We start from the raw sequence: 24,346 nt of genomic DNA on the forward strand, positions 1-24,346 counted from the left end.
TGCGAGGGGATTTTTATTTCACACAGGCCCTTATATGAAACGCGATATTTATGCTTATCTAACCTCTTTTGTCCTGATATTAGCGATTGGTTTCAGCGTCTTTTTGGTAATCAGTGATAACGATATCCCTTTCACCACGCTGGCCAGAGTCAAAACCTCGATCTTAAATTTATCTCCTCAAGTTTCAGGCAACATTGAAAAAGTCTTGGTAAAAGAAGGCGAAACAGTTAGCGCTGGACAAACCTTATTTCAACTAGATCCCAGTCAATATCAGCTGGCTGTCAACAAAGCCCGAGCCAACCTACATCAAGCACAAAGCCAATGGCAGCAAACTAAGCTGTACTTAAAACGAATAGCAACCTTGAATAAATCGTCTTTGACCAGCAAAGAAAAATTGGATGAAGCCACAGCCAACGAGCAAAGCGCGGCGGCTAACGTGCAAGCGGCACAAGCCACTTTACAGATAGCACAACGCAATCTAGACCACACCAAGGTTATCACCGCTGAACCTGGCGTAGTGACGAATTTAGCCTATCAAGTTGGCATGTATGTCACACCGTCTTCAACGCTGGTACACATTATTAACCGGAAAAAATTTTGGCTCGCCGCCGATTTTACCGAAAAAGGTTTACCCGTTTTAACCCCCAATCGTGAAGTCAACATTGTCTTTGATGCCTATCCCGATCGCGTGTTTCACGGTCATATTAGCTCCATTGACCCAGCAATATTAGCGGGAGCTGAAAGCGCCACTTCACTTGCGCAAGTCGATAGTGAAACTCGCTGGATTCGCCCACAACAACAAATCCGCGTACGCATTCAGGTAGATAATGCCCCCTCTCCTCTGGTGGCAGGTAGCCGAGCCAGTATCATGGTGCGTGATAAGGATCATATTTCCGATATTTGGATGACGATATTGAGCTGGATGAGGTACGTCTATTAATGTACGAGCTGATTCGTAAAACGCTAATCATTGTACTGTGCTTGATGCTGAGTAAAATGCTGCATTTAAATGTCAGCGTCTATGTGGTGCTCTTCGCCATTGTCGTGGCGACCACCAGCTTTTCTAAACATTTAACACACCTATTACAACGTTTAATTCCTTCTGTGGCGGCAGCAGTGGGGGCCGTGTTTGTAAACCAGCTCTTTGCTGACCACCCCTTTATTATCTGGACCTGCTGCATCGTGTATTTTGATCATGTGCGCCGTCATGCGGATAACAATCTACGGATTCGCATGGCTACCTTGCCTTTATTCATGATCATTTTTATTACCACCTATAGCAACAGCTCCGGGTACATTTTAGCCATTCCGAACATTATTCGCGACGTGGTACTAAGCGCCTTTTTAGCTGCATTAGTCGCCAGTTTGGTCAATCATCTGATGCCAGTGAAAGCACAACCTCCCAAGCCCGTCGTTGTCCCCCAACCCGTCTATGGAACGGATCGCCTAAAAATGCTGATATTGGTTGGGGGCGGCTTGGCCTTCATCATGATCAATGAAGTCACCAGCGCCGTATTTTGCCTCGTGCCTTTGATCACCTCTGCCATGCAACCAACGCACGCGCACATGAAACAACATGCGATTGAAAAGATTCTCGCCCAAGTCGGAGGCTGTAGCTTGGCGGTCATCGCCTCGCTGATCTATTCCGGTACCGAGGTGGATGTATACACCTATTTTGTTGTCTCCTTCCTATTGGTGTATTTGATTTTATATTGGAGTCACTATTCTGAAGCGGGAGACAGAGCGATTCACGCAGACGCACTAATGGGCTTTTTGATTCCCTATCAACTTTATGTGGCAAAAAACGGTAACGATTTTGGCTTACATTCGATTGCCCTACGTGCCGTGGAACTGATCATCGCCTTACTGATCATTTATATATTGGCTCATTGGCTAAACCGCCTTGGGCAAGATAAAAAATCACAAACCTCAACCTAAGCAAAGCCACCTTTTTACGGTGGCTATCCTTAAGTGAATGTCAGCCACTTATCCTATCGTCAGAACAGTCTTCTAGGATTATCCTTTCGCCATTGAATAGGATCGTAACCGTGCACAGCTTGGTACTTAGCAGCTTGTCGTCGGATAAACTTGCCCCATAAAGAGGAAGAAAAATAAAAGCATGACCAAGTGACTGCTATAAGATTCACACTGCCCAGATAGTATATAGAAGGATAATATATGTCAGGATTTAAACTACTAAATTTGATAATAGCAAAGATCATCAGAATAATAGAAAGAAAACTCACACCAACCATTAACCAACGAGCCCAATTAAAATAGCGAAGCATTAAAATGAAAAATGTTTGGAGTACTAAGATATAAACAATCATTCCATATACAATCAACTTCATATGTTCGTCTGTCGCTTCGACGCCTACAACAAGCAGTACAAAAAAACTGACAAAACACAGCCAATAGTCCATAGAAAGCTGGAGATACAGAACAAAAGCATAATTTTTAAAAGCCTCTTCCTAATAGATAACACTAATGGCTATTTGATTACCTTTTGAGAGCCTTTTACCCCTCTTGAACAATTCCTCCTTTTGCACTTGAGTACAGGGTCAGAAAGGATGCAATACTCTGTCTAATTTGATAAAAAGTCGCTTGTTTGACTTCTTTAGCGCTATATAAGTACATTTTTTGACTCTTTAGCCGACCCTGAATGATAAAAAGAAATGACTAAGACGATAAGACGACCTAGTAGGTCGTCTAAAGTCGTATTTAATTTTTTGAAAGGCTTGGTAGCCATATAGCGATATCAGGAAATATCATAATTAGAGTCAAACCTAACAATCCCATCATGGCGTAAGGAAAGGCGCCAACCAGTACATCTTTAATGGTGTAATCTTCACAGATGGCTTTAACCACAAATAGGTTCATGCCAACAGGTGGCGTCACGGCACCGATTTCCATATTGATAACCAGAATCACGCCAAACCAGACAAGGTTGATATCCAATGCTTGCAGTGCTGGTAACAGAATGGGGACCGTGACAAGAATCGCTGCGGCCGCATCCATAAACATACCCAGTATTAAGTAAAGGATGTTGATTAAGATTAAAAACTGAATGGCGGATAAATTCAGTGAGTCTATCCATTGCGCCACGTCTTGAGGCACTTGCAGAAGTGACAGAGTGTTACCAAATACGGATGCCCCTGCGATTAACATCAGTATCATGGCGCTGGTTTCGACACTGGCCATGGTGGCTTGCCAGAAGAGTTTAAGTGATAAACTGCGTTTGACGAATATGGTCAGTAATAGGGCATAGATCACTCCGACACCAGCGGCTTCTGTTGGGGTGAATAGTCCCGTATAGATCCCGCCCAGCACCACTGGAATCAATAACAAGCTGGCAATCATATCGAAGGTGATAGGGGCTTTCGCCTCTGCCGATTGCTCGCTATTTGTAGGGTTAATGGGATGCTTACGCATGGCATAGATGGAATAGAGCGAAAACAATCCAGCCAACATTAGGCCGGGAATAATACCTGCTAAAAACAACTGGTTAACAGAGCTATTGGTGACTAATGAATAGAGAATGAATGAAATGCTTGGCGGTATCAAAATCCCTAATGTACCCGATACGGCAACACAGCCTGCACTGAGCCGTTTTGGGTAACCACGTTCACGCATCTCTGGAATACTAATCGAACCAATAGTCGCAGCAGTGGCTGTGGATGAGCCTGAAATCGCGGCAAATATAGTACTGGCTAACGTGGCAGCGATGGCAAGACCACCTGGAAGTTTTCTTGTTATGCGATGAGCAAAGCTGAATAAGTCTTTCCCTGCTCCTCCCTTGAGCATGAGCTGGCCCATGTAGATATAGAGCGGAATGGCAATAATAACAAAAGAGTTGAGGTCACTGTAGGCCGTTTGTGTGAGCGCGTTAATGCCAGGCCCAACACCAATGGTTATCATGTAACCGAGCATACCACTAATAAGTAGTGATACGGAGATTGGCAACCCCAGAATCATGAGTACGGCCAAGGCACAGATAGTGATCGTAAAGGTCATTGATGAGTTCCAATAAATATTAATTAATCGAGACTTTTTTCACGAAGTCGCGAATTTATGAAACATGTGTCGTAGCAATGTTTCTAATCGGTTTGGCTGATATCCAGTATGAACTTATGCAATTCTGCCACTGCCCAGACACCGGCTCCCAAAGGAATAGCGGCTTTAGCAATCCATACTGGCCACTGAACCACATCTAAAGTGATTTCTTGCATGGTGAAGCTGTTTAATGCCTGCAAAAAGCCAGCGTATGACATAAAGCACAAAAAGCTAAATAGGATTAAAAAACGCAGAATGATCAGTAGTTTTCCTCGTCCGATTATATTTTCTAGGGCAATACCTGCTGTTACATGATGGCGGCCCATTGCCGTCGCAACGGCCCCCGTAAAGGCCAGCCAAATTAAGCAAAATAAATCAAGATCGTAAGTCCAAGAGTTGTCTATGTTCATCATGCGTAGGACGATACCGGCAATGATGGACATGGATAATAAGATGAGGGATAGGGCCGCGATGGTGCTGACTAATTTAGCCAGCCCTCCCGTTAGATCCCTTACCCATTTGACCAAACGGCCAAATGGGGATGTTTCAGTTGTATGTGTCATTGAATATACCTAGAAGAAAAGGAGGCGTGTTACTTGCTGTAGGGTTTTAGGTCATCGAGAATTTTCTGACCAGTTGCCCCTGTTTCTTTAAGATACAATTTACGTTCCATGACGCCAGCGGTTTCTTTCCAAGGCGTTAACTGCTTGCCAGTTAATTGCGTGACGTGGTTGCCTTTAGATTTCAGGAACTTGATATCATTAGTAAATTCATTTTCAATGTCTTGAACGGCTGCTTTTTCGGATGCCTTGGCCGCTTTGGTGATCAGATCACGCTGTTGTTGGGTTAGCCCTTTCCACCATTTGAGGTTGACTTGAACAGGGTAAACCAAAGGAACATAGTGAATAGCGGTAACGTATTTGCCTACTTCGTACCATTTACGTGACGTGATGGTAGATAGGCCCGATGTGGCGCCATCTAAAGCGCCTCGTTGCATGGAGGTATAGACTTCACTGGAGTCCATGGCAACGGGAGTGGCGCCTTGGCTCTTAAGGAACATAGCAGAAAGGCTACCTTCTGAGCGCATTCTTAAGCCTTTAAGATCTGCCGGCTTGATGATCGCTCTTTTGCTGTTTACATAAGATGTAGCATAACCGTAGAAGCCCCAAGCAACAACGTGAACGCCGTGCTTTTCTAAAATAGCATCAACATCTTTACCCAGTTTACCGTGTAATACTTTTAGTAGTGTTGTCGCATTTGGAGCGAGGAAAGGAATGGTATCCCACTGTAGCGCTGGCGCGTATTTAGACCACCAGTGCATGGCATTAATGCCCATATTAGCCGTATTATTTGCTAAACCATTGGCGATGTTAGAGGCTTTGAGGAGAGAGCCTGAAGGATAGGTAAGCACTTTAATGCTACCATGGCTCATTTCTTTGATGTTTTTTGCAATGGTTTCTGCTTGATTAGCCGTAGCAGTATGCGGTGGCATATACCATGCAAACCGCACGGTTAAATCGGATGCGAAAGCACTCGTTGAAGTCAATCCTAAAATAGATATTACAGCAATAGACATGCTTAATAAAAGTTTAAGGTATTTATTTATCATGGCGAACTCCTTTTTATTATTTTCTTTTAGCTTATTGCAATAGATCATACTAAATTAATTATTAGTACCACCGAGTTTTTAATTAGAATTTGAATGTCATTATCAATAATCCCATTACCTTCTATTATAAATATCACACATTTCTTAAATTACAGTTCCAGACATTTTTTATGTCCAGCATTAGTTTTTTCATTACTTTTATGTACGATAATCACTGTTATTTAGTTATAGTTTTTATTGTTTGGCTTTTTTCTCTTTAAAACGCTCAAGATATGACTTGAAAAGTGCGGCACTACGATAGAAACCATGTGCGAATTTGCTGTATGGCATTGTTAGGAAGAAGGCCATGACAAAGCCAAGATGCAGCGCAAGCATGAGTGGCATCAAGGTGGTTTCTCTGACGCAAAGCAGCAATAAGCCAGTCAAGCTAATCATGAATAGCAGAACGATAAAGGCACGATCCATGGGACGCTGAGCTTGGTCCCCATGATCGGGATGTCGCTTATAATTTAAGTAAAGTAGCCCAGCAGGCCCCACCAGTAAGCCTAAGCCACCGATGATTCCCAGCATGACGGGTAAACTGAAGACAGGGTATGGCGCTTCCCACCCAATATAGTGGTAAAGAGTCGCCACTGAGGTGGCTGCAAAGCAGAGCATGAAGCCATAAAAGGTCAAGTGATGGAAACGGCGACGAGATAATGTGTAGGCATCATCTTCATTATTACACCCTTGTCCATGGCCTCCATCTAAGTACTTAAGTGTTAAGGCCGCTTTACCAGCTTGTAGCATGGCAGGTAAAGGTTCTTGCTGTCGTTTCTCCTCTTTTGGCGTCACTTTTCGCCAGAAATGAACGACTCCCACTAACAATGCCAGAATAGAAAAAACAAACACTGAGCCAAACAGGGCAACTAGGGTGTTATGTGAGAATATATGGTAAAAATTTCCCCCTTCAATTTTTGTGAAGAGGTTGCCTTGTATTAACAAGGTGAGAATCAGAAAAAGGCAGAGTGCCAACCCACTGGACAGGGCGAGAGTCACGCCATTGCGCTGGTATAGCGCGCCTAGTTTTTTGGGCCAAGCGAAGTCTATATAGGTTTGCAGACGTACTTTGGCCATAGCTCGAGGTATATTGACATCAAATTCATGTGGCGCCGCGTATTGGCAAGCATGCAAACAAGCTCCGCAGTTATGGCACAAATTGGCTAGATAATGAATATCGGCTTTATTAAACTCCAAGCGCTGTGTCATGGCAGGGAAAACAGCACAAAAGCCCTCACAGTAGCGACAGGCATTACAGATTTGCATCTGTCGGTTGACGTCTTCTTCGGCGGTGTTTAATAGCGGAATCAGGTTACTTTCGGCGCTCATGATAAATTCTCTTATTCTCTATTAGTCATGTATTCAGGCAATCTAAACGGGCTGTCTGTCCAAGCAGGATAAGGCTGCATTGTGGCCTGCGATGCGGCCAAAAGCGGTACCAATCGACATACCAACACCTGCGGTATAACCCTTACCAAGTACGTTTCCAGCCATCATCTCCCCTGCGACAAACAGGTTTTTGCTCGGTTGATTAGCAAAACGTACGGCTGCGGTTGCATCCGTCTTGAGCCCTAGATAAGTGAACGTCACTCCCGGCCTGAGGGCATAGCCATAAAACGGTGGCGTATCGATAGGACGAGCCCAGTGAGTTTTGGCGGGTGAGATTCCTTCTGTCGCACAATCATCCAATTTCGTATGATCGAAAGAACCGGAGCGGCAGGCTTTATTGTAGCGTTGAAGAGTGCGCAAGAAGGTCTCGCGGGGAAGTTCTAGTTGATCAGCGAGTTGTTCTAATGAATCGGCTTTACTACCGGGAAACACTGGTGGCATGAAGTGACCAACCGCTTTACTGTCTATGATTGAGAAACCTATTTGCTCTGGCTGTTGGGCCACTAGGCGCCCCCATATTGCATAACGCTTAGGCCAGAAATCTTCTCCCTCGTCGTAGAAACGCGCACCCTCTTTATTCACCACAACACCGAGGGATACACAGTCAATACGTGTACAGATGCCGCCATCGTATAAAGGAGCACGAGCATCAATGGCGACCATATGAGCTTGCGTTGGGTCTCCTATGCGGTCAGCGCCGAGGCTGAGCATGCGTTTGAGTAATGTTCCGGTATTGAAACGAGTACCACGAATCAAAAAGTTATCGGACGGGTATTCACCCCGTTCATTTTGCCCCCAAGCTTCGCGTAACCAATCTCGATTGGATTCGAATCCACCCGCAGCTAACACGCAGCTTTTGGCTTCGATACGTTCCGCCGCAAAGTGGACACCATTTACTTGGCGCTCAGGAATCAATGCGGCGACAAACCGTCCATCTTTGATTTCTAAATCTTCAACAGGGGTTTCATATCGGATTTGCACACCTAACCGCTCAGCGCTTCGATAGTAGGCGTTGACCAGAGCTTTTCCGCCCCCCATAAAAAACGCATTAGTCCGTGCGACATGCAGAGCACCTGAAAGAGGCGGTTGAAAATGAACACCGTGTTGACGCATCCAATCCCGACAGGTGGACGATTCTCGGATCACCAATCGAGCCAGCTCTTCGTTGGTCTTGCCGTCCGTCACCTTCAGCAGGTCTTGCCAGAATTCTTCTTCTGGATAGGCGTCAACCAGTACATCTTGGGGGGCATCGTGCATGCACCTTAGGTTTCGGGTGTGCTGAGAGTTACCACCCCGCCACTCACGTGGTGAAGCCTCAAGCAACAAGACGCTAGCCCCCGCTTCACGGGCCATCAGGGCGGAACACAGAGCGGCGTTACCACCGCCAATAACCAGAACATCGATCATAAGCTCTCCTATTACATGAGAAGCAGCATAGCTTTTCAGTATCGGAGAAATACTATTGTGCGAAAGCCGTCATCGACAGTGCGGTTTTGCAGGTAGGTATTTAGAAAAATTAAACCCCATTTTCATGCTAACCGATCCAGTTTGCTCCAGACCAGATACCGCTATTCACTAAGTCTTTGGCCACCTTGATAATGGTTGCACGAGCCGCCAGCGCACTCGGAGAAAGGTCATCGTCTGGTAAACTGACCAGATAGTTTCGACGAATTAATTGGTTATCTTCAATGCGACGGATAGATAATCCGTTTTTACCAAAGCGAGCGGCAGCCGCTCCGGGTTGAATGGTTGCCCCAAAGCCTTGGTGAACCGTGTCCATTAGAAGCGTAAGCCCATCAATTTCCATAATGATATTGGGGTGAATATTGTGTCGCTCAAAAGCAGCCATCAAACTGGTTCGCAATCCATGTTGCCCACTTGGCATGATCAGCTTTATATCCGCTAAATTTTTGATATGTACGGGAGACAAGGCACCAGATGCATTTAAGTCTTCTGGTGAAGAGATGAGGAATAACTCTTCATCGAGTAACGCTTTTGTACTCCAACGATGAACCGTCTCTTTATGAAATAATATTGCCAAATCTAGCTGTCGCGTATTCAGCATATTTTCTAAATGTCCAGATAACATCTCTATTATATGAAGATGGATATGAGGATAATTCTCTCGCATTGCGCGAATTAAAGGGAGAGCAAGAACGGTAGCCGTCGTCGGTGGCATGCCGATACTGACATAGCCACTGGTTCGCTCTTTTTGAGCCGCCATGGCTGCCTGCTCTGCTTGCCTTATAGCAAGTTGAGCATGATGCATAAATGCAATGCCTGCACTCGTCGGAAGAGCCCCCGTTGATGTCCTGTTAAGTAGCCGTGTGGCCAGTTCGTTTTCCAATTTTGATATTTGCTGACTTAACGCAGAAGTACCGACGTCCAACTCAAGGGCGGCCTTACCTAAACTGCCGCATTCAACGACCTTTAAAAAGTACCTAAACTGTCGAAGTTCCATCGCTCTTTCACCTTTGTTTTTATGTTTTGAAGCTTGTTTATTCCTTCTGTCGTTCGGAGAGTTTTCTTCTCTTGCAGGATCAACAATCAACTACTTCAAAGCACTTAGAAAACATCTATCCGCTGAACGTAAGCCTTTCCAGCATATTTGTTCACCATTTGCTGCAATTGAAAATGAAAACGCTTTAAAGTCGACCTTTCAGCTACTTTCAGTTTTAGCAGCTAAAGACAGACAATTTTACCACACTAAAGTCAACGAGTTAGAAGTAAGTCATTGGGTTTTGTCTTCGCCTCCACACCACTTGCCTACACTCTGATTGCATTAGATTACTGACTTGATGTAATTTTAACGAAGACAAAACGCCGCTGTAACCCGCTATAGATGGGGACTAAAAACACGGGGGAAATGAAATTAAAACGAAGAAAAATAACTTAAAAGACATCAAAACTTACTAAAACATAGTGGTAAACCGTTCTGCTGATAAACGCCTACATTTAAAAAAAGCGCAGCCTAACATTCGAGCATGCTAAAAAATTTATAGATAAATAATCTTCTTCAGGTTATCAGACTATTTGAAGGATATGTAACCACAGTTGATGTGGCTATAGCGCAATAAGCAATTACCAGCTAAAGTTAGACAGCATACTTCTGATTTTGGCTAAGCAAACTGAATGCATAAAGAGAATTTAAAACTAAGCGCATCACAGCTACTGATCATTCTTGATAACGCAGCGCTTTACGGCATTCACAGCGTCAAACAACTGCATTTTTTTATCGATGTAGCCATGAGCATTGAGTCCCAAACAGATCGACCAACTTTAATGCAACTTTCTCATGCAGATGATGGATACGATCCAGAGTATAAGCGAGTTCAATCCATTTTTTTGAAGCTTTCATCCGGTTCAAAAAGCCGAGATAGGGACGGCCTAGAACTCCTAACATTCCTTGATCAGGGCAAAAACAAACGAATAATCCTGACAAAGAAAGGCGCAGACCTATGGAAAGCTATTAAAGTCTTGATTGGATAGGAATGGTAAATGACTGGAATTCATAAAAAACCTTTTTTAACTAGACATTAATGCTAATGGGTGCCTAGTAAAGTCTGAGAAGTCCAGTTCCATCCAAAATCAGAAGAAAAATTTAATTCATTGACCTAACAAGACATACAGGATTGGATCCAATGATAGATATGATGAGCAACTTCATCAGAATTGGTATCCATCATTGGCACATGTGAATTACCATAGATTCCCAGTTTAGGGAGATCAATGACTTTTACATTACCACCGGTGCCTTTCAGCTCCGCTACGTATTGGTCAACTTGTTTCCTATACCCTTGCCAAGTAACCGATCTATCAATGTAATCTCCCCACACAAACAAATGAGGTACCTGATTGGCAAGTCCTAACTTGTCAGGTGCTGATGCAGGTTCAACAACGACCACTCCTAGAAATAGACCAGGACGTTTGGCAACAGCTTCAAGTGCAAAATTTCCGCCTTGGCTATGAGCTACTAGCCACACAGGACCTATTTTCTCTAATGCTGAGTAATATGCCTCTAATGTAATAGATGCATGATCCGTCCAGCGCGGCACAAATTGTGAACAGAAATGGTCGAGACTATTTAACGGGAATTTTAGTCCCTCATATCCTTGACTTGGATCTGCATCACTTGAGTAGTGATCACTTTTACCGAATCTAAATAGTTCCCATGCTTCATTTCGCGTTCTGAAAATGGGGGCTGTATCGTATATTTCTGGATAAGGAGACCACCCCGCTCGCCCTCGTTCAACTGCATCACATACATATGTATCAAACCCTCTACGCAAAAAATACATTTGCCAGCCAGGTCGACCGTCTGGAGTAGTCTCCCAAGTCACTCCTGTCATCGCTCCACCATGCCAAAACATAATTGGACTATTACATTTCGGCTGAACTTGACGAACATATTGGACATAAATTTGCCCCGTTACATAGTCGCCGTTAAGATCGACTAAGCGAGCTTCCGCATTTCTTGCGACCTGTACTTTACGAGCTGGCTGCCCAGCCAGTGTAACTATTTTGCCACCTGAAAAAAAACTACCAATTTCAGCTAGATTGAGAGAATTTAACTCATTGTTACCCATAATATTTCCCCTTCACTCAACATCACGAGCGTAAAGTGTTGTTTGATCAATTGAAAACGCGCGGATTCTAATCCCAGTTGGAGAGACCTGCCTAAATACACTGACAACTTGATCCATCGCTTCTTCTACAACAATGGATTGTCGATATTCAGTTGCCCTAAATTGCATATCTACATAAACAGGTAGAGGACTTACAAAAGTAGAACTCAAGAGCACTATCTGACATTTAGCAGGATTAGCATGCAAAACTTCTCGCATCATTCTCTCTAGCCCTTCCTGAATAAATTCCTGATTTTCTCGAATAGTTCCATCAAGCGTTTCTGCATAAAAAATTTTAATAACAGGCATACCTATCTCCTACCCATAAACTAATGCCGTGGTTAAGATACTTGCAGCAAGTAACCCAGCAAAAAAACGTTTCATATTTATCTCCTGTTTTTATATTTATTCGATATGTCATTTAATTCTAATTTCACTAATGTATTATTAAAAATAATCTTTTATGCTAGTAGACATTATAATTGGTGATACCTATGTTTAGATCAAAAGATATCGCACTTCTGCACGACTTCGTTGCGGTATGTGAAGCTGGGAACATGACTCGAGCTGCTCAAACCTTAAATACAACTCAATCAGCTATCACTCAACGTGTGCAACGATTAGAATCAGCACTCAAAACAAAGCTCGTTAAAAGACACTCTAGGGGAATCATTCCAACTGAACAGGGGAAAATTCTTCTTCGCTATGCAACTAGGGTAAATTCGCTTATAGAAGATGCTGTTGCCGAAATCTCAGCATGGGAAGGTTCTCCTGTTGGTGCAGTCTCCATAGGACTCCCACCATCGGTGTCGTCAGTTTTGATAAGCCCACTGATTTCAGCCGTCAAAGAGAGGCTACCAGGGGTTGAGCTAACGGTTGCAGAAGCTTTTTCTGGGTACTTAGAAGGCTGGCTTCAGAATGACGAAATCGATTTTGCTTTCCTGTTTAATCAGGTAAGAAATGACCAACTTAACCTAACAGATATACTTTATGAAGATCTTTATTTGATCAGTAATACTGCGTTAGCAAAGGATATGCCTCGGGAACTTGAGATCAGAGATTTAGAAGGGATTCCATTTGTTGCTCCTAGTCGAAGACATGGCCTAAGGACTGAGGTTCAGAGTGAAGCGGTACGCCAAGGTGTTGAACTAAACGTTGTTCTTGAAATTGATGCTGGGCATCAGTTAATTAAGCAAATAGAGCTAGGTGTAGGTGTCGCTGTGTTAGCTCGTTCATCGGTTATGTCTGAACTAGAATCTGGAATTCTAGTAGCCAAACCAATCATAAAACCCAAATTTACTCGAACTGTATCCCTAGCTGTAATGCAGCAAAAATCGGACTCATTTCTACTCAACCGCGTCAAAGAAGTTATACTAGAAGTAGTTTATGAATTAATTGCGTCGGAACAGTGGCTTGGAGAGAAAATTATTCACTCCTAATTGAACTTTTATGGACTCTGAAGCTGAAATTATAGACATCCAAGTGCACCAGATGCCTAGATCCATCAGTTATATTAAGAAAACTAAGATGGCAATACTAAGGCTAAATATTTTTATAGCCGAAGCGCTATCGGATAGCTGGACATAAAATACAAAAGAGCCAAGAGTTCAGGCGTGCTTTTGGCTCTTTTAAGTTAAAAAAGTTTTAACACTTCCCTGTTTAGTCACCTTCAAATTTTGCTACCGAAGACAAAGCGCTTTAAACGCCTAAAATCAACGTTTTAGCGGTAGTCAGCCGTGTTTTGTCTTCGCTCTAAAAAGTTTGTCTTCGTTTTAATTTCATCAAATCATTACAAAAATTAAATCCCTGCCCACTTGTCAAAAAACAAACAAATACTGTATAAATAACCATATAAATATTTTCCTTTTGTGGAGCCGACTATGCTAACAAGCATCGCTATTTCCAATTTTGCTATTGTTGAGTCTCTTGAGTTGGAGTTTAAAAAAGGCATGACGGTGATTTCTGGCGAAACAGGTGCTGGGAAATCCATCATGGTGGATGCGTTGTCGTTGTGTTTGGGCGATAGAACCGATGCGGCCGTCGTGCGCCACGGGGAAAAGAAAGCGGATATTTCCGCGACCTTTGACATTACAGAATACCCACATGTTTATGAATGGCTGGAAGAAAGAGATTTAGAGAACGATCAACACTGCATTCTACGCCGTGTGATCAGCAAAGAAGGTCGCTCTAAAGCCTACATCAATGGTCGTCCTTGCACCCTTGGTGATTTAAAAGAGGTCGGCAGTTATTTGGTCGATATTCATGGTCAGCATGAGCATCAATCGTTATTAAAGAAAAGCGCACAGCGCAAGCAGTTAGACGAGTACGGTCAGCTTACCGAGCTTGCTAAGCAAGTGAGCCAGCAATACAGCACATGGCGCCAACTTAAAGAGGAACTTTCTTTATTACAAAACCGCTCGGCTGAGCAGGATGCGAAAATTCAGTTATTGTCTTATCAGTCTCAAGAGCTGGAACAACTGGATTTAAAAGAAGGCGAGATCGAGGCGTTGGAAAACGAGCAGGCATTTCTGTCGAATATCGCCGACTCCCAATACAAAGCCTATCAAGCCAGCGGGATTTTGGTGGACAGCGACGAAGGTAACGTTTGCTCTTTGCTGAACCAGGCACTCAACAGTGCTGGCCAAATTCGTCCGGCCACAAAAGCGCTAGAAGATGCGTTGGAGATGATGAACGCGGCCTTAATTCAAGCTCAAGAAGCCGCAGACAGCCTCCATCACTACCAAGACACCTTAGAACAAGACCCTGAACGACTCAGTGACATCGAACAGCGCTTGTCTGATATATATGACACGGCACGCAAGCATCGGGTATTACCTGAGGCCTTGATTGCACTACGAGCGTCTGTAGATGCCGAACTTGCAACATTGCAAGGCGGTGAAGAAAGCCTTGACCATCTTAAAGAAAAAGAAGAACGCGCTTATGAGTCACTCACCGCGCTGGCAACCACGCTGACCGAAAAACGCATTGCCGCCAAAGACAAGTTAGCCAAACAAGTGGAAGAGCAAATACACGGCCTTGGCATGCCCCATGCGCGCTTCTTTATCGATTGCCAGCCACTGAATCAAGTGACGGCCCATGGCTTTGAAGAAATCGAATATATGATTGCCTCTAACCCAGGACAACCCGCTCAACCACTACGTAAAGTCGCGTCAGGCGGTGAGCTGTCACGTATTAGTTTGGGGATTCAAGTCGTTACCGCCCATACGTCCATCATTCCGACGCTGGTCTTTGATGAAGTCGATGTGGGGATCAGTGGCGGTATTGCCGAAGTGGTCGGTCGCATGTTGCGTTCTGTTGGACAACGCGGACAAGTTTTCTGCGTCACCCACTTAGCGCAAGTAGCAGCACAAGGCAACCAACATCTACGCGTCAGCAAAAAAGTGGCAGACGATGCGACCTCATCACAAGTTTCACAATTGAAAGATCAGGACCGCACTCAAGAAATTGCCCGTTTGCTGGGCGGTTTAGAACTGACCGAGCAAACCCTTGCCCATGCAAGAGAAATGCTGGGGAATGTTCAACTGCAATAACAAAAAAGGCTGACCAATGCAGCAATGAAATACTGCCTTGGTCGGCCTTTAAATATCGAAATACACGTTTAAAAACAGTCCATTTCCACATTGTCTTGCCACACCCTCATATCCCAACCATAGACAAGCCAGAAAACGAAGGTATTGTTATTTTTTCTTAGGACGAACGTACATGATCAAGCTGTGATCTTCGATATCAAAGCCATACTCTTCCGCAATTTCGTGTTGACGCTTCTCAATCACAGGGTCGACAAATTCAATGACTTTACCTGTTTCTAGGCAAATCATGTGATCGTGATGATCTCCTTTCGCCAATTCAAACACAGCCGTGCCCGCTTCAAAGTGATGACGCATTACCAAACCTGCGGTTTCAAATTGTGTTAGTACACGGTACACCGTGGCAAGGCCCACATCTTCACCATGATCGAGCAGGGTACGGTAAACATCATCGGCACTTAAATGATGGTCTCCGGCGTTCTCTAAAATTTGTAAAATTTTGACTCTAGGCAGAGTCACTTTGAGTCCAACTTTTTTTAGTTCTTGATTTTCACTGGTCATGAGGCATTCTCTATTCGATCTTGTTAATAATTACTTTATCATTAGCACACCCGAATTAGGATGTTATCAATGAAAAAATCAATTTTAGTTATATGCGCCTTATTTTCACTCAGCGCATGCAGTTTATTTCCGCCGCCATATAGAGTGCCAGTAGCGCAAGGCAACATCGTCACAAAGGATCAGGTAACCCAGCTCAAAGTGGGTATGACAGAGTCCCAAGTGCTTTACCTTCTTGGTACGCCATTGCTTCGCGATACGTTCAAACCCAATATATGGCATTACTTGTACACCACCAAATACGCAACACCGGAGACCCCCAAAAGTGCTGCGCCTAAGCTAACGCTTATTTTTAAAGATGGCACGTTAATCAAAATACAAAACGACTAACTGTTTTTCGCGGCTCGGTTGGCTCTAGCTTGTTTAGGGTCAACTTTGAGCTCGCGATAAATCTCTACACGTTCTCCCTCTTTTAACGCTTGCTCGTCGGCATTACGGACGGCTTTGCCGAAAATACCCAGCTTTGCGTTCTCAATATCTAAGTCAGGAAAAAAACTCGTAATATTCGAACGACGCACCGCCTCCCTAACGGAACACCCTTCTTCAACATCCAAAGCAATAATTTTTTGTTTCTCTGGCAGCGCGTACGCCACCTCAACATGAATATTATTCACCGTAGACAACCTTCGCTCGCTTACTAAACGCGTCCACCATGGTGTTGGCAATCTGGCTGAAAACACCACCAAAGGCAAACTTGAGCATACCACTCAATTCAAAATCGATACTCAAGGCAATTTTACAACTTGTGGGTGACAATTCTGTAAATGACCACACCCCATGTAACTTTTTAAACGGCCCTTTCACCAACCCCATCACGATTTCATTTGGCTCATGCAAATGATTTTTCGTAGTAAAAGACTGACGAACAGGCCCTTTGCCCACTTCCAACGAAGCAATAATTTCTGTCGGCGTTTCTGAAATCAATGTTGAATTCATACACCCAGGCAAAAACTCCGGATAACCATTAATATCATTCACCAAATCAAACATCTGCTTGCAACTGTACTCAACATACGCAAAGCGCTCTATACGACTCAAATCAGACTCCTATCCAACCTGCAAAAGTGACCAACACCAATACAGGAATACTGACGTACTTCAAGGTGTAGTACCACCATTGGAAACACATACTTTTCTTCGCCACCATTTCGTTCTGCAAAACCGAACGGGGCAAAAACCATGCAACTAACACTGACAATAACATTGCGCCTAACGGCAACAAAATATGGGAAGTTAATTTATCGAGTATCTCGAAGAAATTTAAATGGTACAGCAATTTTCTGTCCCAATGATTAAACGACAACAAAACCGCTATGCCGATCAACCAAACCAAGAAACCCAACAAAAGGGCTGCTTTCATCCGAGCGATATAATACTTCTCGTGCAGCCAAGCAACGAATAACTCCAGCATTGAAATAGCCGAGGTTAAGGCCGCAAGCGTCAACAGCAGAAAGAAAAAGCCCCCCACTTCACGACCCGCTGGCAAACTGCCAAAAATGATCGGCAAAGACACAAAGGTCAAACTCGGGCCTGATTGCACATTGATATGAAAGGCAAATGCCAACGGAAAAATGATCAGCCCCGCTAACAAAGAAACCGCCAGATCAATCAAGGCCACTGTCGAACACGCGCTGGCAATCGACATACGCTTACTCATGTACGCGCCATAGGCAAACATCGCGCCCATGCCCACACTTAAACTAAATAAAGCCTGCCCAATCGCCGCCGTCACCACCTTTAGCGTAATGTCTTGCCACGACCAGCGAAATAAAAACTGAACCGCTTCCCACGCATTGCCTTTATACAAAGCAAAACCCGCCAACATGAGCAACACCACAATTAGCACAGGCAATAAAATACGCACTAAGGCGGCCAAACCACGCGTCACCGACTGCCCGACCACTACCACAACTAACAGCATAAACAGAGTATGCCATAACAGCATTTCTCCAGGGGAGGACAACAGTGTGTTATACATACTCTGAGCGCCTTGCTCCGAAATATCTACAAACTGACCTGACACGGCGCGCTCAACATACGCCATCGACCAACCCGCGATCACGCTGTAGAAGGTCAGAATGAGAAATCCCGTCACACCCGCTAACCAAGGCACACATACCCAAGCAGAGTGAACAAGACGGCGCTCGCTTAAATCATTTACCGTATCAATCGGATTAGAACGAACTGTGCGCCCTAATGCCACCTCAGCCATTAAAATCGGCAGTCCAACCAATAACAGACAGACACAATAAACGAACAAAAACGCTCCGCCGCCGTTTTCGCCTAATAAATAAGGAAACCGCCAAATGTTCCCCAACCCCACAGCAGATCCGCTTGCCGCAAAAATAAATATCCAAGGACTCGACCATATACCTTGTAAACATCGACTTTCAGGCATAAATTTACGCTCTTGCTACATCAAAGTAGCTTGAATGAATGGACGACAGAAAGCAGAATCAGTAGAAAGCCAAACTGTCATGGCTAGGGAGCCTCTTCTATACCTCCCTAATATTTATTAAGAGCGAATTTTCTTACATTAAGACGCATACCTCAAGAAAAGCATAGGTTTTTACGTCTATCGACCGTATAATTTCCGACTATGAGTAAAGCAAAGAAAAAATCAAACAGTTCTGGAACCATTGCGCTCAACAAACGAGCCAAGCACGACTACTTTGTAGACCAAAAATTCGAAGCAGGCCTAGCCCTTGCTGGCTGGGAAGTCAAAAGTCTTCGCGAAGGCAAAGCGCAACTGGTTGACTCCTATGTCATTATCCACCAAAACGAAGCCTGGCTTATTGGTGCGCGCATTACGCCATTACTTGCCGCCTCGACACACGTGGTATGCGAACCCTTGCGCCAAAGGAAACTGCTCCTGAATCGCAACGAAATTGATCGTATTATCCAAGTGACCGAACAAAAAGGCAAAACCTGTGCAGCCATGGCGCTCTACTGGAAAGGCAATAAAATCAAATGCGAAGTGGCCCTTGTGACCGGTAAAAAAGACCACGACAAACGCGACACAGAACGTGACCGCGATTGGGCCCGTGATAAAGAGCGCTTAATGAAACACAGTGTCTAACCATAATGACGAATCGAATGAGGTGGAAATGCGTTATAAAGGCCACTTTAAATACGCAGATTCCCTCTCACCCCTAGCCGTGGGAAACGGTTTCAGTTAGAATAGCGTCAACTTTAGGGGGTGACATGGTTTCGACGCCGGTTGCAAACCCTGAGGTGCATGTCGAGAGTGATACGTGATCTCGTAAATCCCCCGTATCAATTTAATAGTCGCAAACGACAAAAACTACGCTTTAGCAGCCTAAACCCCTGCTAGTGTGCTGCCCTCAGGTTGCTTGTAGCCCGAGATTCCGCAGTATCATAAATTACAAGATGCTAACCGATGCCCCGCCTAGGGATAAGGTTCTAAGACTAAGTAGGCTCGCCATAAACACCCTGTCCTTCGGGCGGTTTGTGGTCAAATAATAGAAGCGACTAAACATGTAGAGCCGATGGCAGAGGACTGGCGGACGGGGGTTCGATCCCCCCCACCTCCACCACTTAAGTGGTTGATTTATGAGAAAAACATGAATCAATGAATGTAGACATGACCACAAAATGTCTACAAAATTATGAATGGACTGCAAAAAACCAGGGAATGTTTTCTATGGCAGAAGCAAACATTAGTAAATTTTTATCTCTTGTTGCTATCTATAGAAGTAAACTAGTTTTGAGTTTGTTCCAGTAAAAAAAAGAGCCTTAGGATATACATTCTAAGGCTCTTTTTTTTTACATATCTATAACCAGATTAACTTTCAGAATTTTCTAATACCTTATTTAAAAATAAATTTAAAGACAGAAAATTCATAACGAATTAATACCTTAGAGGTGATCTGATGGGCGAATGGTCAAAGAAAATTGGGGAACATGGCGAAGCTGTTTCCAAGCAATTACTTAACATTATTGGCTGGAATAATTTGCAGCATGGTATAGATATAACTTGTGTCAAAGGTAGTGATCATAAAAAATCAGAAAAACCACGATCTACTCATGGTATGGACTTTCTCTCTCATCATAAATCACCTCTATTTGACCATACTCTCCAATTTGCTTGTATCTCAAGTAAGTTCAGTGCAGATGACTATCCAAATAGTCCCGTCAATACTTTTAAATCCCATCTAAGAGATATAGAAACGTTAATAGAATGCTTCATTCTTAGTACCGAGTGTAGAGAAGTTAAACAGCGCACCCAAGGTGTAGTTAGAACTCAATTTGCAGGTGTATTAATCTGGTTGCATGACTCAAATGAACCGACTCCCTGTCATGACCTCATAGAAAAACTTGAAAGCATTAGGTTCTCAGGCGAACTTGAGCTCAACCATCCTATTTATGTCGTTGATAATAGACAAGCATTTTTTCTTTTTGCCTGTCATAATTATATGAAAATGAACTTCTCTGATTATGATGTAAACTTTTTTTATCATAAATCTGGAAATAATAATTCCGGTGATAGAGATCACAAGTCGTCAGGAAAAATATTACCTTTAGAGATGATAACGTCTAAAGTTATAATCTATAAAGCTGTAAATAATAACGATATTGTCTTAGTCTTTATAACTGATGAGCCTTTCAGCAAAGAAAGTTTAAAAGTAATGATTGGGCTGGCTCATGATATATCATCAAATTTATCAACTAAAATTAATATATGTTTTCCAGATTTAAACATCCTCAGAAATGAGAATGATATTGAGAGTATTAAAGCAATTTTCGAAGACCAAAGTTTCACCTCAAGAATAGATATTAAAAACTATCACTCATCTTTAATTTAATTATAAAAGGAGATTGTTATGGGGATTGAATCACCTATCGACTCAAAATTACCTTATGGAGAAGAGCTAAAGGCTTTATTAGTTCAAAATGAAATTTCTGAAAGCTTCATACAAAAAACTTTAAAATCCAAAGGTATTTTTTTTGGTAAACAAAGAAAAGAAGACACTATTCCATTACTTTGCGCTGGAATATTATCCCCAAATGAATATGAAAGAATTAAGAGCCACCGAATTAAAAAAGAAGACAATATAAAAAGAAAATCTGAGCTACTAACATGGTCATCAGATAAAAGTTTACTCGATGGGGTTTCTCAAATCTCTATACACGACACCTACCAACCTGAATATGATAATTTTAGATTCATTGGCGACCCTCAATTTTTTCCCGTTAATTCGAACCCTAATCATCTTATTTACGAATATGAAATCGAGTCTTTCAACCTTAATGACTCTTGGAGTGAAAAGAAAAAGACCTATAAGGCTAGCATCGAGATAAGAGTCAATAACAATGATATAGACTTAATAGCAATCAGCAATCACACGTCAAAAGATACCGACAAAATAAATAAAACATTAATAAAAACGCTTAAAGATGACTTAAATAAAAAAGGATTAATTTCCAGCAAAGAAAATAAAATAATATTTTCTTTTTTTAGCAATGAAGAAAGAATAAAATTTTTCTGGTCACTAACTGGAGGACTTACTGGCCCAGCATTTAGCTTCAAAAAAATAACTGAAATAGATGTCAAACCAGACGAATTAAAAAAAATCCCATCCAACCTAGACATAAGCTGGATGGAGAAAAAAATATCTAAAATCCATTTGAATGGTGAAGAAATTCAATCTACATTTTTTATAAAAGATCAGAACTGCCACCCATATCTGATAATATGGAAAATGCAAGCCTATTTTCGTTTTTCCATTAAAACCCCATCTTCCACAGGCCATTGCAAAGTTAACTTTGAATTTTACAATTTTTCAAGATCTAATAATAATCATGCTGAATTTGGAATAGATATTAATACCATAGACCTTGATACCAAATACCGTAATTTAAGTATTTCAAAAGTCAAAAAAGCACTCCTTGAAGAGTTAGACTCTAAGAAAGTAGAAATTTTTAAAACATTACTGCCTTAATAAAGCAATATGCCTAACAAAGCGTTAGTCTTAAATCTTTATATTTCTTAAAGGATTCAGGTCTACAGCGTCTTTCAAATGATCTGGGGCAAGGTGTGAATACCGCATAGTAATTCTTATGTCGCTATGCCCTAATATTCTCTGTAACGTCAGTATATTTCCACCATTAATCATAAAGTGACTTGCAAAGGAGTGTCTTAGGACATGGGCTGCCTGTCCTTTAGGGAGTTCAATTGTCGTTCGTTTCAATGCTCGTCTAAAACTACCTATTGAGCTAGTAAACAAAGGTCGATTAGTCGCTTTCGGAGCATGTTTCTTAAGACGTTCAAAAAGCCATTCCGCTACTGGAATTGTTCGGTTTTTCCCATTTTTAGTATCATTGAAGGTCACTTTACCGTCACGAACATTTCCCGAAGTAAGCCCTTCAGCTTCCCCCCACCTAGCACCAGTACACAAACAAATTAGTGTAATTAGTTCAACATGCTCATTCTCACATAGCTTAATGGATTCCATTAATTCTTCTATTTGTTCGCTTGTTAGGTATGCAAGCTCTCTTTCAGGGATTTTTATCAAAGAGATTTCATCTAGAGGATTCGAATAGGCGACCTCACCATTCTTTTTTAGAGAGTTGAATAATGCACCTAAGTAGCCTAATTCATTATTTAATGTCTTGGGAGATAGCCCCTGCTCACTCCTCATCGCTCGCCAATGGGCAAACTCTTTAGAGGTTAACTTACGAGCGATAGGGTTACCTATCCCTTCAACCATTGCGTCTAACTTACGTTTTCTTCGTTCGCCATCTTTCAGGTATTGCCCTGTTAACTTAAACCATAAATCAACAAGGCCAGATAAGCGCCTGTTATCAGAAGAGCTTTCATTCCAATCTTTATCTGAACTCGCTTTTGCTAAAATATGCTTTTCAAACCTTTGTGCCTCAATGCGAGTATCAAACCGCTTTCTTACACGCCTTCCTTCTCGGCCATTTGGATACAGGTCAACAAGCCATTTATTTTCTACTTTTTTAATGGCCATTTTTAGTAACCTTCTCCTTCCTTCCAATTTTGAAAGTTGCTGAAACGTGTGGTTTTTTTAGGTACTTTCAGGCAGTCCTTTCCGACCTTTAAAGTTTTGTAAACGCTATCTTTTATCTCTTGAGAGATTTCATAATATTCAGCGCCGTAGACTAAGTCGGAATTTTTTTCCATTAACCACTCCCTAAAAACTCTTAAAGCCAACCATCCACCGCCATTACTTCGAGTGAAGTTCATGTTTCCCGATTTAACCCACACACACCCTTCATTGTTTTCATATTTACTTAGGCTATATAAGCTAGGTTGGTCGATTAAAAGCATTGCAGCTAGGTCTTCGCTACTATCACTTTGTACAAATATTAACTGTTTAAAACGTTCCGTTTTTACTATGCATTGGTCCATATACCTAGCATCCACACTATCAATGACAATGTAGCTTTCTAAAACTTTATCAATCACATCAAGACTTTCAAGAGTACCTTCACCAAGCAACAACCAGTTCGCATATTTAGGCCAAGTACTTGCGATACGGACTAGAACGTCAGACTTTGGAGTAACACCCTTTTGCTCGATCGCTTTCAAGGTGTTTATGGAAATACCTATGGATTCTGAAAATTCAATCCTAGTTAAACCAAGAAATCCCCTTAGCATAGAAATTTTTTCAGACGTTTTTCTTGACATACACACCTCAAAAGAATAAAAATACCCATCAAAGGGTAATGAATTACCTATTTTAGGGTAAGAAATAACAATTATATTGCTGTAATTTAACACGCAACACATAGCAGACACTATATGAGTGGGTAAATTTTGGAGAATTATAGCTCTATGCAAGCAAATTTAGGTTTCAACATTACTCCTCCATATGTGACTAAAAAGCGCTTTTCAGAACTGAGCGGTCTTGAAGAGGAGGTAATTCGAGGAATGATTGATAAAGGCCATTTGCCTACGGTGAAAATAGGTCGATATCGTCTTATCAACCTTACCTTGATGACAAAAGAAGCTCTTGAGCATGAAAACCAATAAAAATTCTACTCAGCAATAATATTGAGTAGCTTCTTGCAGAGAAGAATTGAGAAGTACTCATACTGATTTGCAGGATCTATTCATTAAATAACAGGATAAATATGAGTATCACAATCGATAATGAAAAGAAAAAACGATTCATAGAGTTCTCTAAAATATTGAAAAAATCAGCTAGAACTGGTGAAGTCAGAAACGTTGATGTCATTCGTATAGCAATGGATACACTTCATATTCTCATAGATGCTATTGACCGTGAGGAAAGCACGCTTCTCCTAGAAGAGGCATGGGAGGTACTTTTAAGAGAAAGCACTCTGGAGATTAATAAATCAATATTACAGATAAAATTTAGTTAAAAAAGGCCATACCCAACGCCAATCAGGTATGACCTTATAAGAAGGCAGCACGCCAATGCTACTTTCCATTTTTTGTCCCAAATCGCTAAAAA

The 24,346-nt window shown here is 42.3% G+C and carries 25 protein-coding genes and 1 other RNA gene; 12 read left to right on the forward strand and 14 right to left on the reverse strand.

Annotation, left to right across the window (positions count from 1 at the left end):
• The first annotated feature begins 34 nt into the window (after window positions 1-34).
• The gene (locus tag AC0VYG_RS20490; protein ID WP_475429740.1) at window positions 35-940 is read left to right on the forward strand and encodes an efflux RND transporter periplasmic adaptor subunit; all 906 of its coding nucleotides are present in this window, start codon (window positions 35-37) and stop codon (window positions 938-940) included.
• Window positions 901-1,938, forward strand: a complete 1,038-nt coding sequence (locus AC0VYG_RS20495; protein ID WP_475429741.1) for a DUF2955 domain-containing protein — start codon at window positions 901-903, stop codon at window positions 1,936-1,938. Before AC0VYG_RS20490 ends, AC0VYG_RS20495 begins: the two co-directional genes overlap by 40 nt.
• A gap of 783 nt (window positions 1,939-2,721) precedes the next feature.
• Here AC0VYG_RS20495 and AC0VYG_RS20500 read toward each other — a convergent pair.
• The 6 genes from AC0VYG_RS20500 to AC0VYG_RS20525 form a co-directional block, all read right to left on the reverse strand.
• Complete coding sequence (locus AC0VYG_RS20500) at window positions 2,722-4,014, reverse strand: TRAP transporter large permease (RefSeq protein ID WP_475429742.1); 1,293 nt, start codon at window positions 4,012-4,014, stop codon at window positions 2,722-2,724.
• An 83-nt stretch (window positions 4,015-4,097) separates the two neighbouring features.
• Window positions 4,098-4,616, reverse strand: coding sequence for a TRAP transporter small permease (locus tag AC0VYG_RS20505; RefSeq protein ID WP_475429743.1), 519 nt, complete (start codon window positions 4,614-4,616; stop codon window positions 4,098-4,100).
• Between the two features lie 29 nt (window positions 4,617-4,645).
• A complete protein-coding gene (locus AC0VYG_RS20510) occupies window positions 4,646-5,662 on the reverse strand; it encodes a TRAP transporter substrate-binding protein (RefSeq protein ID WP_475429744.1) in 1,017 nt (338 codons plus the stop codon).
• A 234-nt stretch (window positions 5,663-5,896) separates the two neighbouring features.
• Complete coding sequence (gene tcuB, locus AC0VYG_RS20515) at window positions 5,897-7,030, reverse strand: tricarballylate utilization 4Fe-4S protein TcuB (protein ID WP_475429745.1); 1,134 nt, start codon at window positions 7,028-7,030, stop codon at window positions 5,897-5,899.
• Between the two features lie 42 nt (window positions 7,031-7,072).
• A complete protein-coding gene (gene tcuA, locus AC0VYG_RS20520; protein ID WP_475429746.1) occupies window positions 7,073-8,497 on the reverse strand; it encodes an FAD-dependent tricarballylate dehydrogenase TcuA in 1,425 nt (474 codons plus the stop codon).
• A gap of 127 nt (window positions 8,498-8,624) precedes the next feature.
• The gene (locus AC0VYG_RS20525) at window positions 8,625-9,551 is read right to left on the reverse strand and encodes a LysR family transcriptional regulator (RefSeq protein WP_475429747.1); all 927 of its coding nucleotides are present in this window, start codon (window positions 9,549-9,551) and stop codon (window positions 8,625-8,627) included.
• 671 nt (window positions 9,552-10,222) lie between these two features.
• Between AC0VYG_RS20525 and AC0VYG_RS20530 the strand changes: the two genes are divergently transcribed.
• A complete protein-coding gene (locus AC0VYG_RS20530) occupies window positions 10,223-10,579 on the forward strand; it encodes a hypothetical protein (protein WP_475429748.1) in 357 nt (118 codons plus the stop codon).
• Window positions 10,580-10,704: 125 nt separating this feature from the next.
• On the opposite strand, the gene AC0VYG_RS20535 is transcribed toward AC0VYG_RS20530, so the two are convergent.
• The gene (locus AC0VYG_RS20535) at window positions 10,705-11,676 is read right to left on the reverse strand and encodes an alpha/beta hydrolase (RefSeq protein ID WP_475429749.1); all 972 of its coding nucleotides are present in this window, start codon (window positions 11,674-11,676) and stop codon (window positions 10,705-10,707) included.
• Window positions 11,677-11,688: 12 nt separating this feature from the next.
• Window positions 11,689-12,024 carry a hypothetical protein gene (locus AC0VYG_RS20540; protein WP_199478452.1) on the reverse strand — a complete coding sequence of 112 codons (336 nt, stop codon included), beginning with the start codon at window positions 12,022-12,024 and terminating at the stop codon, window positions 11,689-11,691.
• A 185-nt stretch (window positions 12,025-12,209) separates the two neighbouring features.
• Here AC0VYG_RS20540 and AC0VYG_RS20545 point away from each other — a divergent pair, with 185 nt between their 5' ends.
• Together AC0VYG_RS20545 and recN are read left to right on the forward strand one after the other, a co-directional pair.
• Entirely contained in the window at window positions 12,210-13,154 is a 945-nt protein-coding gene (locus tag AC0VYG_RS20545; protein ID WP_475429750.1) for a LysR family transcriptional regulator, read from the forward strand.
• 441 nt (window positions 13,155-13,595) lie between these two features.
• Complete coding sequence (gene recN, locus AC0VYG_RS20550) at window positions 13,596-15,266, forward strand: DNA repair protein RecN (RefSeq protein WP_475429751.1); 1,671 nt, start codon at window positions 13,596-13,598, stop codon at window positions 15,264-15,266.
• 147 nt (window positions 15,267-15,413) lie between these two features.
• Here recN and fur read toward each other — a convergent pair whose 3' ends face one another.
• On the reverse strand, window positions 15,414-15,824 hold the full coding sequence (gene fur, locus AC0VYG_RS20555) for a ferric iron uptake transcriptional regulator (protein ID WP_475429752.1): 411 nt from the start codon (window positions 15,822-15,824) through the stop codon (window positions 15,414-15,416).
• Between the two features lie 69 nt (window positions 15,825-15,893).
• Here fur and AC0VYG_RS20560 point away from each other — a divergent pair, with 69 nt between their 5' ends.
• The gene (locus AC0VYG_RS20560; protein WP_475429753.1) at window positions 15,894-16,211 is read left to right on the forward strand and encodes an outer membrane protein assembly factor BamE; all 318 of its coding nucleotides are present in this window, start codon (window positions 15,894-15,896) and stop codon (window positions 16,209-16,211) included.
• Here AC0VYG_RS20560 and AC0VYG_RS20565 read toward each other — a convergent pair.
• The 3 genes from AC0VYG_RS20565 to AC0VYG_RS20575 are packed head-to-tail and all read right to left on the reverse strand — an operon-like array spanning window position 16,208 to window position 18,279.
• Window positions 16,208-16,495, reverse strand: coding sequence for an RnfH family protein (locus AC0VYG_RS20565; protein ID WP_475429754.1), 288 nt, complete (start codon window positions 16,493-16,495; stop codon window positions 16,208-16,210). The two genes, AC0VYG_RS20560 and AC0VYG_RS20565, sit on opposite strands and share 4 nt — an antisense overlap.
• Window positions 16,488-16,919, reverse strand: coding sequence for a type II toxin-antitoxin system RatA family toxin (locus AC0VYG_RS20570; protein WP_475429755.1), 432 nt, complete (start codon window positions 16,917-16,919; stop codon window positions 16,488-16,490). Before AC0VYG_RS20570 ends, AC0VYG_RS20565 begins: the two co-directional genes overlap by 8 nt.
• Before the next feature lies 1 nt (window position 16,920).
• The gene (locus AC0VYG_RS20575; RefSeq protein ID WP_475429756.1) at window positions 16,921-18,279 is read right to left on the reverse strand and encodes a sodium-dependent transporter; all 1,359 of its coding nucleotides are present in this window, start codon (window positions 18,277-18,279) and stop codon (window positions 16,921-16,923) included.
• Window positions 18,280-18,480: 201 nt separating this feature from the next.
• Here AC0VYG_RS20575 and smpB point away from each other — a divergent pair, with 201 nt between their 5' ends.
• The 4 genes from smpB (at window position 18,481) to gapS4b (ending at window position 21,844) form a co-directional block, all read left to right on the forward strand.
• Entirely contained in the window at window positions 18,481-18,960 is a 480-nt protein-coding gene (gene smpB / locus AC0VYG_RS20580) for an SsrA-binding protein SmpB (protein WP_067020978.1), read from the forward strand.
• A gap of 116 nt (window positions 18,961-19,076) precedes the next feature.
• Window positions 19,077-19,438, forward strand: a transfer-messenger RNA (tmRNA) gene (ssrA, locus tag AC0VYG_RS20585).
• A 336-nt stretch (window positions 19,439-19,774) separates the two neighbouring features.
• Window positions 19,775-20,707 carry a GapS4a family protein gene (gapS4a, locus tag AC0VYG_RS20590; protein WP_475429757.1) on the forward strand — a complete coding sequence of 311 codons (933 nt, stop codon included), beginning with the start codon at window positions 19,775-19,777 and terminating at the stop codon, window positions 20,705-20,707.
• Between the two features lie 18 nt (window positions 20,708-20,725).
• Window positions 20,726-21,844: a GapS4b family protein gene (gapS4b, locus tag AC0VYG_RS20595; RefSeq protein ID WP_475429758.1), complete on the forward strand. Its 1,119-nt coding sequence runs from the start codon at window positions 20,726-20,728 to the stop codon at window positions 21,842-21,844.
• A gap of 30 nt (window positions 21,845-21,874) precedes the next feature.
• Here gapS4b and AC0VYG_RS20600 read toward each other — a convergent pair whose 3' ends face one another.
• Both AC0VYG_RS20600 and AC0VYG_RS20605 read right to left on the reverse strand, forming a co-directional pair.
• A complete protein-coding gene (locus AC0VYG_RS20600; RefSeq protein WP_475429759.1) occupies window positions 21,875-22,876 on the reverse strand; it encodes a phage integrase in 1,002 nt (333 codons plus the stop codon).
• Window positions 22,877-22,878: 2 nt separating this feature from the next.
• Window positions 22,879-23,556, reverse strand: coding sequence for a helix-turn-helix domain-containing protein (locus AC0VYG_RS20605; RefSeq protein WP_475429760.1), 678 nt, complete (start codon window positions 23,554-23,556; stop codon window positions 22,879-22,881).
• 147 nt (window positions 23,557-23,703) lie between these two features.
• Here AC0VYG_RS20605 and AC0VYG_RS20610 point away from each other — a divergent pair, with 147 nt between their 5' ends.
• The gene (locus tag AC0VYG_RS20610; RefSeq protein WP_475429761.1) at window positions 23,704-23,901 is read left to right on the forward strand and encodes a DNA-binding protein; all 198 of its coding nucleotides are present in this window, start codon (window positions 23,704-23,706) and stop codon (window positions 23,899-23,901) included.
• Between the two features lie 101 nt (window positions 23,902-24,002).
• Window positions 24,003-24,254, forward strand: coding sequence for a hypothetical protein (locus tag AC0VYG_RS20615; protein ID WP_475429762.1), 252 nt, complete (start codon window positions 24,003-24,005; stop codon window positions 24,252-24,254).
• The last annotated feature ends 92 nt before the right edge of the window (window positions 24,255-24,346 follow it).

Source organism: Marinomonas sp. 63XJN7_7_ISO-PGPR-S23-202 (genome assembly GCF_056173505.1).